This window comes from Nesterenkonia xinjiangensis (assembly GCF_013410745.1).
Classification (GTDB): domain Bacteria; phylum Actinomycetota; class Actinomycetes; order Actinomycetales; family Micrococcaceae; genus Nesterenkonia; species Nesterenkonia xinjiangensis.
In genome coordinates this window covers 1,352,866-1,367,685 of sequence record NZ_JACCFY010000001.1, presented here as the reverse complement: position 1 = coordinate 1,367,685, position 14,820 = coordinate 1,352,866, and the positions used below count along the sequence as shown (strand labels likewise).

Here is a 14,820-nt window from a genome sequence, read left to right as displayed (position 1 = left end):
AATAGTCTCATGAAACGATTAAATCAGCGTGTCGCCCATCATCGGACGGCACCCTTCCGGAAGGCTCCCGCCATGGCCAGGCCCCTGTCCAGCATCCCCTGCGCATCCGATCGCCCCCTGTCTCGGACCGCTTCACGCCCCGCTGCTCGCACCACGGCCGCGCTCGCCGTCGTGGCCGCACTGGCGCTGACTGCTTGCTCCTCCGACGCCGACGCTGGCGGTGCCGACGGCTCCGCCGATGAGGAGATCGAGCTGCGTTTCACCTGGTGGGGCAGCGGGCTGCGGGTGGAGCAGTCGGAGGCGATCATCGATGCCTTCGAGGAGCAGCACCCGCATATCAGCATCGAGGGCACCTACTCGGACTTCGGCGGGCACTGGGAGCTGCTGGCCACCCAGACCGCAGGCGGTGACGCCCCGGACATCATCCAGATGGATGACAAGTACCTGCGCGAGTACGCGGATCGCGGTGCCCTGCTGGACCTCACCGAGGTGGACACCTCGGGCATCGACCAGGACTCGGTGGACAACGGTCGCACCGAGGAGGGGCTGTTCGGGATCACCACCGGCATCAACTCGCTGGCCCTGGGCGCCAACCCGGAGCTCTTCGAGGAGGCGGGGGTGGACATCCCGGATGACACGACCTGGACCTGGGAGGACTTCGCCGAGATCACCGAGGAGCTCAGCGCGAATCTCGACGACGCCTACGGCACCAACGAGACCAATGAGCCCGGAGGGTTCCAGGTGTGGCTGCGGCAGCAGGACAAGCACCTCACCACCGACGACGGCGAGCTCGGCTTCGACGTCGGGGACCTCACCGAGTACTACGAGTATTGGCTGGAGCTCATGCACGCCGGGGCGATGCCCGTCGCCGGCGTGATGGCGGAGAACCGCGGGGCGGACCCTGAGCAGCAGCTCATCCATACCGGTCGAGTGGCCCTGGCGCCGATGTGGACCAGCTCCCTGGCAGGCATCTCCGAGTCGGCCGGAGTCGACATGGAGCTGCTGCGATTTCCGAGCCAGACGGGCAGGGCCGAGGACAGCGGCCACTGGTACAAGTCCTCCATGTTCCTCTCCGCCTCCGCACAGACCGAGCACCCGGAGGAGGCGCAGCTCTTCATCGACTTCATGGTCAACGACGTCGACGCCGGCCTCTTGGGCCTCACCGACCGTGGCCTGCCGGCCAACCAGGAGGTGCGGGAGGCCGTGCTGGAGGCGATCGAGGGTCAGGACCTGGTCTCCGCGGACTTCATCGAGGAGATCGAGGACGACATCGCCGGCCCTGAGCCCATCCCGGCGCTGGGCTTCTCCTCGCTGCAGGAGATCATGATGCGCTACGAGGACGAGTTGTATTTCGAGCGGCTCAGTCCGCAGGAGGCCGCGGAGAGCGTGTATCGGGAGATGGAGGGCGTCCTTGAGTGACCACTCGGCACGTCGAGACCATGCTGACCAGGCCCTGCGTCCCGGGCTGACCGAGGCGCTCACCCGCCTCCGCTCGCCTGATCGCTCCCTTCTGAGCTCCACGCTGGCCGGCGGGCTGGCTCAGACCGGGGCGGGGTTCGCCGCCGTCGGCGGTCCGCTGCAGCGGCGCTGGGAGCAGGCGATGCTCGAGCTGGACGCCTGCATCCGTGATCAGCGCGGGGTGCCGGTGCTGCATGAGGGCGGGGCCTACGACGGCGCCTGGATCGAGTCCACCGGTACCATCAGTGCGGAGGTGCTCTCACGGTTCGTCCCGGAGGTGGCCACCGACACCTTCAGCCTCTGGGCCGAGCATCAGCGCGAGGACGGGCTCATCCCGTACAAGGTCACCCAGGACGGCCCGGCCTTCAGCCAGATCCAGATCGTCACTCCGCTGGCACGGTCCGTGTGGACCCACCATCGGCTGCACGGTGCGGAGGCCGGCCCGGGCGCCGGAGCAGACGCCACCTGGCTGCGCCGCATGTACGCGGCGATGAGCCGCAACGACGACTGGCTGGCCCGCCATCGGAACACCCGCGGCACTGGAGGCGTCGAGGCGTTCTGCACCTTCGACACCGGCCACGACCTCTCCCCGCGGTTCTGGTTCGCTCCGGACCGCTGCCTGGACGGCGAGGCCTCCCGCTGCGACCCCGAAGCGCCCGGGGTGCCCTATGTGGCACCGGACCTCACGGCGAACGTCGCCTGCCAGCGGGCGTATCTGGCGCTCATCGCCGAGGAGCTCGGAGAGGACCCTGAGCCGTGGCGGCAGGCGGCGCGCACCAGCCTCGAGGCGCTGTTCGCCCAGTGCTGGAACTCCGAGGACGGCACCTTCTACGACCTCGATGCCACCGGCGAGCCGGTGCGGGTGCTCGGCGACGTGCTGCTGCGCGTGCTCGCCTGCGAGGTCGGCGACGGCGATCTCTTCGCCGAGGCGCTGCGTCGTCACCTGTTCAACACCGCCCGGTTCCTCGCCCACTACGGGTTCACCTCCCTGGCCATGGACGACCCCCGGTTCGACGCCGACCACACCCGCAACTCCTGGGGCGGGCCGGTGAACTTCCTGACCATGATCCGCGCCCCGCACGCCTTCGAACACCACGGCCGCCCCGCCGAGCTCGCCGTGGTCACCCGGCCGGTGCTCACCGCGCTGGCCGTGGCCGAGAGCTTCCCGCAGTGCCTGGACCCCTGGAGCGGGGAGGCCGGCTACACCTCGGGCTACTCGCCTGCGGTGCTGTGGATGCTCGACGCCGTGGAGCGGCTCTGCGGGGTCCTGCCGCTGCCCCTCGGTGGGTTCGCGGTCACCTCGCTGGCGCCCACCCGGCTGGACCACGGTGCGGCCGCGCAGGCGGTGGCCTGTTCGCGCCGCGTGGCCGGCACCGCGTGGGAGGCGCTCTCCGATGACGTCGGCACGGTGCTGCTGCGCGAGGGCGTCGAGCACCTGAGCATCCCTCGTGGCTGGCGGGTGGAGCTCGACGGCCTCGGCGCGGTGACCGCCGTCGTCGGTGTGGCCCCGCATCCGGTGACCGGACGGCTGGACGGCCCCGGTGCTCCCGGAGGCGGCACCGAGGAGCTGACGGTGGCCCCGGATGAGCGCATCCGCTGGGAGGCCGGCGTCGTCGTCGACCGTGGCGGGCCCGAGTTCATCGCGCCGCGGCACGGGCGGTGATGGGCCCGTGCTGAGCATCCAGGACATCCAGATCCGTGACCCGTATGTGCTGCCCGATCCCGCCCGAGGCCGGCACCTGCTCTTCGGCTCCACCGACGCCGACATCTGGAAGGGGCGGGCCACCGGCTTCGACGTCTACACCTCCGCCGATCTGCACGACTGGGAGGGCCCGGAGCCGGCGTTCCGCGCGCCGGAGGGCTTCTGGTCGCAGACAGAGTACTGGGCGCCCGAGGTCCATGAGCACCGCGGGCGCTGGTTCATGTTCGCGACCTTCGGGCCGAGTTCCGGTCCGGGTGCTGCGATCAGTCGCCGCGGCACCGCGATCCTGGTCGCCGACCGGCCGGAGGGCCCCTATGTGCCGCACAGCGACGGGCCGGTCACCCCGCCTGACTGGGAATGCCTGGACGGGACCCTCCATGTGGATCAGGCTGGCCGGCCCTGGATGGTGTTCTGCCACGAATGGGTCCAGGTCGGCGACGGGACCATCTGCGCGGTGCCGCTGACCGAGGACCTCCGGGCCGCCGACGGCGAGCCGGTCCTACTGTTCGCCGCCTCCGAGGCTCCCTGGTCCGAGCCGGTGCACTCGAGGCGACACGGCAGCGGTCATGTCACGGACGGGCCCTTCCTGCATCGCACCGCTGACGGTGCTCTGCTGATGCTGTGGGCCAGCTTCCGCGGCGGCCGCTACGCCCAAGGGGTGGCGGTCTCGGAGTCAGGGACCGTGAGAGGTCCGTGGCGGCATGAGCCGCATCCCCTCTACGAGGCCGACGGCGGCCACGGGATGATCTTCCGGGCTCTGGACGGCCGCCTGCTGCTGACCCTGCACACTCCGAACCGGACGCCGGAGGAGCGGGCGGTCTTCATCGAGCTCGAGGAGGTCTCAGGCGGACTGCGGGTGCGGTGACGGAGAAAGTTGGACTGCGCTTTCCCGCCTGCGTTGACAGGTGAGTGCGGTCACATCTATCGTGAGAGAAAATCGTTTCAACGCCCCGGGATCGGGGCGCCCCTGTCAGCATCCTCAGATGGAGTTCTCCCCCATGCCCAGCCCCCGTTCGCGCATGACCGGCCGCACCGGCCGCTTCGCCACCCTCGCAGCGGCCGCCACCGTCGGCGCCCTGACCCTCTCCTCCTGCGGAGGAGGCGGTGACGACGGCGGCGACGTCGAGCTCCGCTTCGCCTGGTGGGGCTCGGACTCTCGCCACCAGGCCACCCAGGAGATCATCGACGCCTTCGAGGAGCAGAACCCCGACATCTCCGTCTCCGCCGAGTTCGGCGACTGGTCCGGCTACTGGGATCAGCTGGCCACCCAGACCGCCGCCACAGACATGCCGGACATCATCCAGATGGACGACGCCTATCTGCGCGAGTACGCCGACCGTGGCGCCCTGTTGGACCTGGATCAGGTCGACACCTCCGCCCTGGACCAGGACGTCCTGGAGAACGGCCGCACCGAGGACGGGCTGATCGGCATCACCACCGGCATCAACGCCATGGTGCTCATGGCCAACCCGGAGATCTTCGAGGAGGCCGGGGTGGACATGCCCGATGACTCCACCTGGACCTGGGACGACTACCTGGAGATCACCTCCACCATCTCGGAGAACGTCGACGGCGTCTATGGCGCCACCGGCCCCGGTCAGCCTGCCGACCTGCAGATCTGGCTCCGCCAGCAGGACAAGCACCTGACCACCGACGACGGTGAGCTCGGTTTCACCGAGGATGACGCCGCCGAGTACTTCGAGCACCTCCTGGAGCTCATGGAGGAGGGCGGCTACCCGGGCGCCTCCGTCATCGCCGAGGACCAGACTCCCGGTCCGGACGAGTCCATGACCGCCTCGGGCGAGGTCGCGATGGGCATGTGGTGGACCAACCAGCTCTCCGCGATGTCCGGCGCCGCCGGCACCGAGCTGGTGCCGCTGCGCATGCCGTCCCACACCGGGGGTGCCGAAGACAATGGCATGTGGTACAAGTCCACGATGCTGATGTCGGTGGCGGCCACCACCGACCACCCGGAGGAGGCACAGCAGTTCGTCGACTTCATGATCAACTCCGAGGAGGCCGGCGAGGCCAACCTCACCGACCGTGGCCTGCCCACCAACCTGGACGTCCGGGAGGCCGTCATGGGGCAGATCGAGGGTGCGGATCTGACCTCGGCCGAGTTCATCGAGGACATCGACGACGAGATCGGCGAACCGGAGCCGGTTCCGGCCATGGGCTTCTCGGCGATGCAGGAGATCCTGCAGCGCTACGAGCTCGAGGTGTTCTTCGAGCGTCAGTCCCCGCAGGACGCCGCTGCGCAGATGATCTCCGAGATGGAGACCGAGCTGCGCTGACCCTTCCGCGCTGACCTGTCCTTGCTGATCAGGCGTTTCGTCCCCGTCGTCTTCGCTTGTCCCCGTGGAACTCCACGGGGACAAGCGAAGAAGACGGGGACTGATGCACATCCGGCCCCACCATCAGGAGATGAGACGCATGACCGCCTCGGAGCACGACGCCACCGCCCACACCATCGCCCCGGACGCAACCTCGCTCGACTGGCCCGCCGTCCCCGGCCTGGCCTTCGGCGGTGACTACAACCCTGAGCAGTGGCCCTTGGAGGTCCAGCTCGAGGATGTGGAGCTGATGGGGCAGGCCGGGGTGAACCTGGTCAGCGTCGGCATCTTCTCCTGGGCGATGCTCGAACCCCGCGAGGGCGAGTATGACTGGGGCTGGCTCGACGACGTCCTGGACCGTCTCCACGCCCGAGGCGTCTCTGTGGCGCTGGCCACCGCCACCGCTTCCCCGCCGCCGTGGCTGACCCACCGGCACCCTGAGATCCTGCCTCAGGACGCCGACGGCTCGACGCTATGGCCCGGAGCCCGGCAGGCCTATTCGATCTCCTCCCCGGTCTTCCGCGACTATGCGCTGCGGATGACCAGGGCGGTCGCCGAGCGCTACGCCGCCCACCCTGCCCTGGCGCTGTGGCATGTGGACAACGAGCTGGGCTGCCACAACGCCCATGACTTCTCCGACGACGCCGCCGCGGCGTTCCGCTCCTGGCTCGAGGCCCGATACGGCACCGTCGAGGAGCTCAACCGCGCCTGGGGCACGGCGTTCTGGTCCCAGCGCTACAGCAGCTTCGACGAGATCCTGCCGCCCCGCAAGGCGCCGATGTTCGTCAACCCCACGCAGAACCTGGACTTCCACCGGTACTCCTCCGACGAGCTGCTGGCCTACTTCCGGGACATGAAGGCCATCCTGCGAGAGCTGACCCCTGCTGTCCCGGTGACCACCAACTTCATGTGCACCACGCGGTCCAAGCACATGGACTACTTCGCCTGGGCGGCGGACATGGATGTCATCGCCACCGACCATTACACGATCGCCGATGACGACGAGCGGCACATCGAGCTGGCCTTCAGCGCGGACCTGACCCGCGGCGTGGCCGACGGCCGACCGTGGATGCTCATGGAGCACTCCACCAGTGCGGTGAACTGGCAGCTGCACAACCGGACCAAGTCGCCGGATGAGATGCTGCGTGACTCGCTGTCCCATGTGGCCCGCGGTGCGGATGCGGTGATGTTCTTCCAGTGGCGGCAGTCCGCCGCCGGCGCGGAGAAGTACCACTCGGCGATGGTGCCGCACGCCGGCGCCGACACTGACGTCTTCCGCACCACCGTGCGGCTCGGCGAGATCCTGCAGGCGCTGGAGCCGGTGCGGGGATCCACAGTGCGTGCGCAGACGGCCGTCCTCTTCGACTATGAGGCCTGGTGGGCCTCCGAGCTGGACTCCCATCCGCGCAATGACTTCTCCTATCCGGCGGAGGTCATGCACTGGTACCGCGCCCTGTGGCAGGCGGGGGTGACGGTCGACGTCGTCCATCCCTCGGCGGACCTCAGCGGGTATCGCGCGATCGTGGTGCCCTCGCTGTACCTGGTGCGCGACGAGCACGCCCAGGCGCTGGCCGACGCCGCAGAGGCCGGGGCCTCAGTGCTGATCACCTTCTTCAGCGGGATCGTCGACGAGCACGACGCCGTCCGCCTCGGCGGGTACCCCGGGGCGTTCCGCGAGCTGCTGGGCATCCGCACCGAGGAGTTCTGGACGTTGCAGGGGCGGGACTCCCACGCTCTCGACGACGGCGGGCGCGGCGAGTTCTGGGCGGAGAAGACGCATCTGGTGCTGGACCAGGGTGCCACGGCAGTGCGCAGCTGGACCGAGGGGCCGCTGGCCGGGCATCCGGCGGTGACGAGGCGTCCTCTCGGCGCCGGCGCCGCCTGGTACGTGGGCACCCGCCCCGACGCTGCCACGCTGCGCCAGCTGGTCGACGCCGTTCTGGAGGAGGCCGGGGTGGCCGCCGAGGCCGAGGCGCCGGAGGACGTCGAGGTGGTGCGCCGCCACGGCGAGGATGGAGGGGCGTACCTCTTCGTGCTCAACCACACGGAGCAGGACGCCGTCGTCGCCGCCCACGGTCGCGAACTGATCACCGGAGCCGAGGTGCCCGGTGAGCTGACTGTGCGAGCAGGGGAGGTCGCCGTCGTTGCGGAGGGTCGCTGAGGTTCCGGCACCGCCACGCGACTGCCGCTGACAGCGAGCCAGGGTCTCCATGAGCTGCACCCATTGTTGCTCTCAGAAGAGATTGTGGAGATCTATCTCTCTGCTCCGCTGATCGAGCTGACGTCCGACTATCGGCTCTAGCCTCAGAGTTCGTCCAGCAGCTGCTTCAGCCTGGAGATCTCCGCGGTCTGGTCCGAGTGGACGTGTTCCGCCAGTTCCTGGGTGGCCAGGTCGTAGCCCTCGGCCTGCACGCCCTCGCTCATCTCCAGCGCGCCTTCATGGTGGGCGATCATGCCCTCCAGGAAGAGCATGTCGAACTCCTCGCCTTCGGTCTGCCGCAGCGCGGTCATCTCCTCCGTGCTGAGCATGCCGGGCATCGTGGCGTGGTCGTGTCCGTGTCCGTGGTCCTCCTGGGACGGGGTCCTGCCCTCGGCCACGTCTCGGGCCTCCTGCGGCACAGGGAGTTCGCGCTCCTCCAGCCAGTCCGCCATGTAGCCGATCTCGCCCTTCTGGGCCAGGTGCATCCGCTCGGCGAAGGTCTTCAGCTGCTCGGAGTCCGCCCGGTCCGGGACCAGGCCCGTCATCTCCATGGCCTGGGCGTGGTGGGCGATCATCATGGTCATGTACTCGGCATCCAGGTCATTCCACTCATCCGTGACGCCCTGTGCACCGTCGTAGTCCTCAGGCTCCACTCGTTCGGCCTCGTCACCGGGATTCTCCGGCATCAGCACCGCCGAGGACGGCGTGGGGGAATCCTCCGAATCCTGGGCTTCCGGCGAGCAGGCGGAGACGGCCATCAGGCCCGCCAGGGCGGCGGCGATCAGACTCATCGATCGCCTCAGATATGACACCGGATAGGAGGGCGAGTCGCGCTGACCTGCCCGAACGACGGTGAAGGATCTCACTAAGGAGCCTCTCGGTCGGTGCTTGCTCATACGAACCACATATTCAGAATCTCTAGACCTGAGTCATGTGATTCGCAATACTACAGGTATCCAACCGAGGAGGTGTGGACGCCCGTGCGTCTTCAAGAAATCACCCGAAGCAAGGCGAGATCCGCCGCAGGAGTGGCCATGTCGCTCCTGCTCGCAGGCACTGTCATGACTCTGACCGCCCCGATCTCTGTGGCCAGTCCCGAGGAGCGGTCCTTCACCCCGGAGGACGTCTCTCACGAGGAGTTCTTCAGCGAGGAGGAGGTCAGCGAGGAGGCGTTCGACGAGGACGCGATGGTCGAGCGGTTCAGCGAGCTGGAGGACCAGGAGCTCGACGGCGAGCAGAGCACCTCCGGAGAGCCCGACGTCGGGTCCGGCGAGGTGGCCAGCCACAACATGGAGCACCTGAGCAACATCCCGAAGAACGGTCCGCTGCAGTCCACCGGCTCCGACATCGCCTTCCAGGGCGACTACGCCTATGTGGGCAACTACGACGGGTTCACTGTCTACGACCTCGCTGACCCGGCGAACCCCGAGCAGCTGGTGCAGGTCCACTGCCCGGGTCCGCAGAACGACGTCTCCGTCTACAAGGACATCCTGATCCTCTCGGTGGACGCGCGCATGGAGGATGACACCTGCGGCGCCGACCGCACCGGAGACACGCAGGACTACTGGGAGGGTCTGCGGGTCTTCGACATCAGCGACCCTGCTGAGCCGGAGTACGTCAAGGCCGTGGAGACCAAGTGCGGCTCCCACACCAACTCCCTGGCGCCGGCGAAGCACGGCAACGTCCTCTACGTCTATGTCTCGTCCTACTCGCCGAACCCGGCGCTGGCGAACTGTCAGCCGCCGCATGACCTGATCTCCGTGGTCAAGATCCCCGTCAACGCCCCGCACGCCGCCAAGGTGACCTCCGAGCCGGTGCTCTTCCCCGACGGCGGCTATGAGGGTGACGATCGCGGCGGCTACACCGAGACCAGCGGCTGCCACGACATCACGACCTATATCGAGCATGACCTGGCCGCCGGTGCCTGCATGGGCGACGGCATCCTCATGGACATCTCGGACCGGGAGAACCCTGAGGTCATCAGCCAGGTGCGCGACGTCGAGAACTTCGCGTTCTGGCACTCAGCGACGTTCAACAACGACGCCAGCAAGGTCGTCTTCACCGACGAGCTCGGAGGAGGCGGCTGGGCCACCTGCACCGAGGAGTTCGGAGAGACCCTCGGTGCCAACGCCATCTACGACATCGTCGACGGCGAGCTGGAGTTCGCCTCGTACTACAAGATCCCGCGCATCAACTCTGAGAACGAGAACTGTGTGGCCCACAACGGGTCGCTGATCCCGGTCCAGGGTCGAGACCTGATGGTGCAGTCCTGGTATCAGGGCGGCATCTCGGTCTTCGACTTCACCGATTCCGCGAACCCGGAGGAGGTCGCCTGGTTCGATCGTGGTGAGGGCATCAGCGACGGCGGCACGTGGTCCTCGTACTACTACAACGGTTTCGTGTACTCCTCCGACCTGTCCATCGGCTTCGACACGTTCCAGCTGGACGACTCGATCGACGGCGACGCCCGGACGGACCTGCAGGAGCTGAACCCGCAGGGCCAGGAGAGCTTCTGATCCGCTGAGTCCCAGGTCTGCCGAGCACGCGGAAGCGCCGGGTCGGTCCCTCTCCGGACCGGCCCGGCGCTTCTGTGTGTAGAGGGCTGTGGCGAGCCTCAGCCGTCGAGCTGGATGTCGCCGTCGATGCGGCGGTTCAGCCCCCACGGGTTGGCGGCCTGCACGGGGGCGGGCAGCAGCTCTTCAGGGAGGTTCTGGTAGGCCACCGGGCGCAGGAAGCGTTCGATCGCCAGGGTGCCGACGCTGGTGGTCCGGGAGTCTGAGGTGGCGGGGAACGGGCCGCCGTGGACCATCGCGTGGCCGACCTCGACGCCGGTGGGCCACCCGTTGGCGAGGATGCGCCCGACTCGCTGCTCCAGCACCGGGACCAGGGCCCGGGCGGTCTCGTGGTCGGCCTCGGTGATGTGCAGGGTCGCGGTCAGCTGGCCCTCGAGCGCCGAGGCCGCCGCCACCAGGTCCTCGACGCCGTCGTAGCGCACCACCAGGGAGGCCGCGCCGAAGACCTCCTCGTGCAGCACCGGGTTGTCCAGGAACTGCGCGGTGGAGGCGCTGAACACCACCGGGGCGGGGGCGTTCTCGCCGGCACCCTGGGAGCCGCGGCCCACCAGTTCGACGCCGGCCTGGCCGCCCAGCTGCTCCACCCCGGCGTTCCAGGAGTCGGCGATGGACTTCGTCAGCATGGTCTGCCCGCCGAAGTCGCCGGCGGCCTCGCCGACGGCGGCCAGGAAGGCGTCACCGGCCTCACCGGTGGGCACGAACACCAGGCCGGGGGCGGTGCAGAGCTGCCCCGAGGAGCCGGTCACCGAGGTCAGATAGGCCTGGGCCCGTCCGCGCAGGTCCCCGGCGTCGCCGCTGAGGGCGCCGTCGAAGAAGAACACCGGGTTGATGGAGCTCATCTCCGCGTAGACCGGGATCGGCACCTCGCGCGCCGCGGCGGCCTTCATGAGGGAGACCCCGGCGGCCCGCGAGCCGGTGAAGCCCACGGCCTGGATGGCGGGGTCGGAGGCCAGCGACTGTCCGATGGAGGCGCCGGCGCCGTAGATCAGCGAGAACACACCGGGGTGCAGGTCGAAGGCGGCCACGGCCTCGGTGATGGCGCGGCCCACCAGCTCCGAGGTGCCCGGGTGGGCGTTGTGGGCCTTGAAGACCACCGGGCAGCCGGCGGCCAGCGCGGAAGCGGTGTCGCCGCCGGCGGTGGAGAAGGCCAGCGGGAAGTTGGAGGCGCCGAAGACCGCCACCGGCCCCAGCGGGATCCTGCGCTGGCGCAGATCAGGCTTCGGCAGCGGGGTGCGGTCCGGGTTCGGGCTGTCCAGACGCGCGCCGCGGAAGTCACCCTGACGCACGACGGCGGCGAAGAGGCGCAGCTGGTTGACGGTGCGGCCGCGCTCGCCCACCAGGCGGGCCTCGGGCAGGCCCGTCTCGGCCATGGCCCGGGCGGTGATCTCCGGGCCGAGGGCGTCGATGCTGGAGGCGATCTTCTCCAGGAAGGCCGCGTGGGTCTCCGGCTCCAGCTGGGAGAAGCTCTGGTACGCCTCGGCCGCCGCGCTGGTGGCCTGGGCCAGCTGCGCCTCGTCGATGAGCGGGTATCCCGGCTCCAGGGGTTCGTCGGTGGACGGGTCGAAGCCGTGCACGGTGCGGTCGGTGCCGGTCACCGGGCGTCCGGCGATGAGGGACTGTCCGGTGAGGGTGGATGCGGTGGTCTGTGTGGTCATGCTCAGCTCCTGGTCGGTGCGGGGCGGATGGTGCTGTGCGGGTCTGTCAGTGATGGTCTCAGACGGCGGACAGTGCCGGGGAGGGGCTCTGCGGGCGGATCCCTGCGGCATCGATGAGGTCGATGAGGTCCTGCAGGTCCTGCTCGGCGAGGTCCTGCAGCGGTGGTCGCACCGGGCCGGCGTCGCGTCCGACGGCCTTGAGCCCGCCCTTGACGATGGAGACGCCGTAACCCTTCACCCGGTCGCGGATGTCCAGGTAGGGCAGCACGAATCGGGTGAGCTTCTCGGTGACGGCGGAGCGGTCCTGGCGGCGCACGTCCGCATAGAACTCCAGGGCGAACTCCGGGACGAAGTTGTACATGGCTGAGGAATAGGTGCTCATCCCCAGCTGCAGCATCGGCAGGGCGAAGGTCTCCGCAGTGGGCAGCCCGCCCAGGTAGAAGAGCCGGTCGCCGTTGGTGGCGACGACCCGGGTGACGGCCTCGATGTCTCCCGTGGCGTCCTTGAACCCGATGAAGTTCTCGTGCTTTTCGGAGAGCCGGGCCACGGTCTCGGGGCCGTAGACGGCGTTGGCCCGGTTGTAGACGATCACCCCGATGGTCGTGGCGGCGCAGACGGCGTCGACGTGAGCCTGCAGGCCCTGCTGGTCGCATTCGGTGAGGTAAGGCGGCAGCAGCAGCAGGCCCTGGCACCCGGCGGCCTCGGCGGCGCGGGCGTTCTCCACGGCCTGGGCGGTGGAGCCGCCGGCGGAGCCGAGCACCGGCACGTGTGCACCGGCCTCCTCCACGGCCATCCGCGAGACTCGCGCGTTCTCCTCGGGGGAGAGGCTGAACCCCTCACCGGTGCCGCCGGCGGCGAACAGCCCGGCCACGCCCTGACGAGCCTGCCAGGTGAGGTGCTCGCGGTAGCGGTCCTCGTCGACGGCGAGGTCCGGGGTGAAGGCCGTGACGGGGAAGGAGAGCAGGCCGTCCTTGAGGTGATCGGCGAGTTCCTGGGGTGTGAACTGCTGGACTGGGTGCTGGGACACGGGGGACCTTCCGATGGTGAGGCTGGGGCCGAGCGCGGGCCGCCGGGAATGACTGCTCAGGCGCGGTGGACCCCGCGAGCGAGCCTTGTCTCTCACTGTAGGAACGTCCTCGGGTGGGCGTCCAAGGCCGCTTTTGTATGGGTTTATGTCGTGCAGGTATGACAGGTGGCCCAGTCATGCTCGGCAGGTTCACTCCTGGTGATCGAGTGCGGAGAGCAGGCGCAGCAGGGCGGGGTTGCGCTGGCCCCGGCGCCAGATCGCATGCAGCTGGACGTCGTCGGTCTGGTCGGCCAGCTGCAGGTGCTTCACCCCGGCGACCCCGAGCCGCTGGGCGGACTCGGGGACGAAGGCCACGCCGCGGCCGGCGGCCACCAGCGAGACCATGGTGAGGATCTGGCTGACCGTGTGGACCACGTTGCCGTGCTGGATGGGCACGTTGCGGATGGCCAGGTCGTAGAAGTACCTCGCCTTGGTGGGGGAGTACATGATCAGCGGGACGTCCTGGAGGTCCTCTCCGGAGACCGGACGGTTCAGCGCGGCCAGCGGATGGTCCTCCGGGACCGCCAGCTGCAGCGCCTCGGACTGCAGGAGCCGGGACTCGAAGTGCTCATGGTCGATGGGCGGGCGGGCGAGGCCGAGGTCGAGCTCGCCGTTGGCCAGGGAGTCGACCTGTTCGCGGGTGACCTGCTCACGCAGGTCGATGTCGACGTCGGGCAGCTGCTCGGCCAGCGTGGCGAGCAGGCTGCCCAGCACGGAGAACCCGGAGGCGGCGGTGAATCCGATGCGAAGCACCCCGGCCTGGCCGCGAGCGATGCGCCGGGCGGTCAGCGGGGCCTGCTCGGAGGCGATCAGCAGCTTGCGGGCATCTGTCAGGAAGGCCTTGCCGGCGGTGGTCAGGGCGACCTTGCGGTTGTCCCGCTCGATGAGCTGCACCCCGACGGTCTTCTCCAGCTTCTGGATCTGGCGACTCAGCGGCGGCTGGGTCATGTTGAGCCGCTCGGCGGCGTGGCCGAAGTGCAGCTCCTCCGCGACCGCCACGAAGCTGCGTATCTGGTCCAGCGTGAACACCATGCACTCCAAGTATCGGTTGGGGGAAGTGTGATCCCTTCCGAGCATCATGGTGTCATGCAGGTCACAGCTGTTCAAGGTGGGGCGGCGGTGATGCCCAAGGGGCATGGCATGGTGCTCAGTCCGCGAGCACCCGGCGCCGCGAGGCTGAGAGGTGGCTGCGCATCGCCGCCGAGGCGGCGGTCGGGTCGCCCTCGGCGACGGCGTCGAGCACCGCTTGGTGCTCGGCCAGCGGGCGGGAGGCGTCGTCGTGGGTGGTCTCCAGTCGAGGACGCGGCATGGCGATCATCGACGGGCCCAGCTGCTCGACGGCGGAGAGCAGGTGCGGGTTCCCCGAGGCGGCGGCGATCTCGCGGTGGAACATGAAGTCCTGCTCCACTGCGGTGGCGGGGTGGTCGGCGCCCTGGGCGAAGGCCTCGAGTGCGGCCCGCAGGTTCTCCAGCTGGGCGGGACTGCGCCGCCGGGCGGCCAGGGCTGCGGCCTCGCACTCCAGCGCCATCCGATACTCGATCAGCGTGGCGCGCTCCTCCGGAGTGTGGGGCGGCGGTGGGGCGTCATGACGGTGCTCGGCCGGCGGAGTCAGGGCGAAGCTGCCTGCTCCGCGGCGCGTCCGGATGAGCCCGGCGATCTGCAGGCGGCCCAGTGCCTCGCGCACCACAGTGCGGCTGACCTTGTGCTCCGTGATCAGCTGCGCCTCGGAGGGCAGCTTCTCGCCCACGGCGATCTCGCCGTCGAGGATCCGTCGACGCAGATGCTCGGTCAGTGCGGTGGTGCGGTTGATGCTCATGTCCAGATTCTGCCTGA

11 protein-coding genes are annotated in these 14,820 nt (G+C 69.0%); 6 read left to right on the top strand and 5 right to left on the bottom strand.

The window, feature by feature from the left end; translation table 11 throughout:
* Window positions 1-72: 72 nt before the first annotated feature.
* The 5 genes from HNR09_RS06300 (at window position 73) to HNR09_RS06280 (ending at window position 7,654) form a co-directional block, all read left to right on the top strand.
* Window positions 73-1,419: an ABC transporter substrate-binding protein gene (locus HNR09_RS06300; RefSeq protein WP_179541265.1), complete on the top strand. Its 1,347-nt coding sequence runs from the start codon at window positions 73-75 to the stop codon at window positions 1,417-1,419.
* On the top strand, window positions 1,412-3,121 hold the full coding sequence (locus tag HNR09_RS06295; protein ID WP_179541264.1) for an MGH1-like glycoside hydrolase domain-containing protein: 1,710 nt from the start codon (window positions 1,412-1,414) through the stop codon (window positions 3,119-3,121). The genes HNR09_RS06300 and HNR09_RS06295 overlap by 8 nt, the downstream gene beginning before the upstream one ends.
* Before the next feature lie 7 nt (window positions 3,122-3,128).
* Complete coding sequence (locus HNR09_RS06290; protein WP_343047462.1) at window positions 3,129-4,025, top strand: glycoside hydrolase family 43 protein; 897 nt, start codon at window positions 3,129-3,131, stop codon at window positions 4,023-4,025.
* 118 nt (window positions 4,026-4,143) lie between these two features.
* Window positions 4,144-5,454 carry an ABC transporter substrate-binding protein gene (locus HNR09_RS06285; protein ID WP_246348749.1) on the top strand — a complete coding sequence of 437 codons (1,311 nt, stop codon included), beginning with the start codon at window positions 4,144-4,146 and terminating at the stop codon, window positions 5,452-5,454.
* Between the two features lie 130 nt (window positions 5,455-5,584).
* Complete coding sequence (locus HNR09_RS06280) at window positions 5,585-7,654, top strand: beta-galactosidase (RefSeq protein ID WP_246348748.1); 2,070 nt, start codon at window positions 5,585-5,587, stop codon at window positions 7,652-7,654.
* A 143-nt stretch (window positions 7,655-7,797) separates the two neighbouring features.
* Here HNR09_RS06280 and HNR09_RS06275 read toward each other — a convergent pair whose 3' ends face one another.
* Window positions 7,798-8,484: a DUF305 domain-containing protein gene (locus tag HNR09_RS06275; RefSeq protein WP_179541262.1), complete on the bottom strand. Its 687-nt coding sequence runs from the start codon at window positions 8,482-8,484 to the stop codon at window positions 7,798-7,800.
* Between the two features lie 243 nt (window positions 8,485-8,727).
* Here HNR09_RS06275 and HNR09_RS06270 point away from each other — a divergent pair, with 243 nt between their 5' ends.
* Entirely contained in the window at window positions 8,728-10,209 is a 1,482-nt protein-coding gene (locus HNR09_RS06270) for an LVIVD repeat-containing protein (RefSeq protein ID WP_246348747.1), read from the top strand.
* A gap of 98 nt (window positions 10,210-10,307) precedes the next feature.
* On the opposite strand, the gene HNR09_RS06265 is transcribed toward HNR09_RS06270, so the two are convergent.
* The 4 genes from HNR09_RS06265 to HNR09_RS06250 form a co-directional block, all read right to left on the bottom strand.
* Window positions 10,308-11,921, bottom strand: a complete 1,614-nt coding sequence (locus HNR09_RS06265) for an aldehyde dehydrogenase (NADP(+)) (protein WP_179541261.1) — start codon at window positions 11,919-11,921, stop codon at window positions 10,308-10,310.
* A 58-nt stretch (window positions 11,922-11,979) separates the two neighbouring features.
* Entirely contained in the window at window positions 11,980-12,948 is a 969-nt protein-coding gene (locus HNR09_RS06260; RefSeq protein WP_179541260.1) for a 5-dehydro-4-deoxyglucarate dehydratase, read from the bottom strand.
* Window positions 12,949-13,137: 189 nt separating this feature from the next.
* The gene (locus HNR09_RS06255; RefSeq protein WP_179543049.1) at window positions 13,138-14,016 is read right to left on the bottom strand and encodes a LysR substrate-binding domain-containing protein; all 879 of its coding nucleotides are present in this window, start codon (window positions 14,014-14,016) and stop codon (window positions 13,138-13,140) included.
* Window positions 14,017-14,134: 118 nt separating this feature from the next.
* Window positions 14,135-14,803 (bottom strand): FadR/GntR family transcriptional regulator, encoded by a 669-nt coding sequence (locus tag HNR09_RS06250; RefSeq protein WP_179541259.1) that lies wholly within the window; start codon window positions 14,801-14,803, stop codon window positions 14,135-14,137.
* Window positions 14,804-14,820: the final 17 nt, after the last annotated feature.

Excerpts from the sequence above, each read along its gene's own strand:
- HNR09_RS06275 (WP_179541262.1), bottom strand. The coding sequence starts at position 8,484 with ATGAGTCTGATCGCCGCCGCCCTGGCGGGCCTGATGGCCGTCTCCGCC.
- HNR09_RS06270 (WP_246348747.1), top strand. The coding sequence starts at position 8,728 with ATGTCGCTCCTGCTCGCAGGCACTGTCATGACTCTGACCGCCCCGATC.
- HNR09_RS06300 (WP_179541265.1), top strand. The coding sequence starts at position 73 with ATGGCCAGGCCCCTGTCCAGCATCCCCTGCGCATCCGATCGCCCCCTG.
- HNR09_RS06280 (WP_246348748.1), top strand. The coding sequence starts at position 5,585 with ATGAGACGCATGACCGCCTCGGAGCACGACGCCACCGCCCACACCATC.
- HNR09_RS06265 (WP_179541261.1), bottom strand. The coding sequence starts at position 11,921 with ATGACCACACAGACCACCGCATCCACCCTCACCGGACAGTCCCTCATC.
- HNR09_RS06250 (WP_179541259.1), bottom strand. The coding sequence starts at position 14,803 with ATGAGCATCAACCGCACCACCGCACTGACCGAGCATCTGCGTCGACGG.
- HNR09_RS06285 (WP_246348749.1), top strand. The coding sequence starts at position 4,144 with ATGGAGTTCTCCCCCATGCCCAGCCCCCGTTCGCGCATGACCGGCCGC.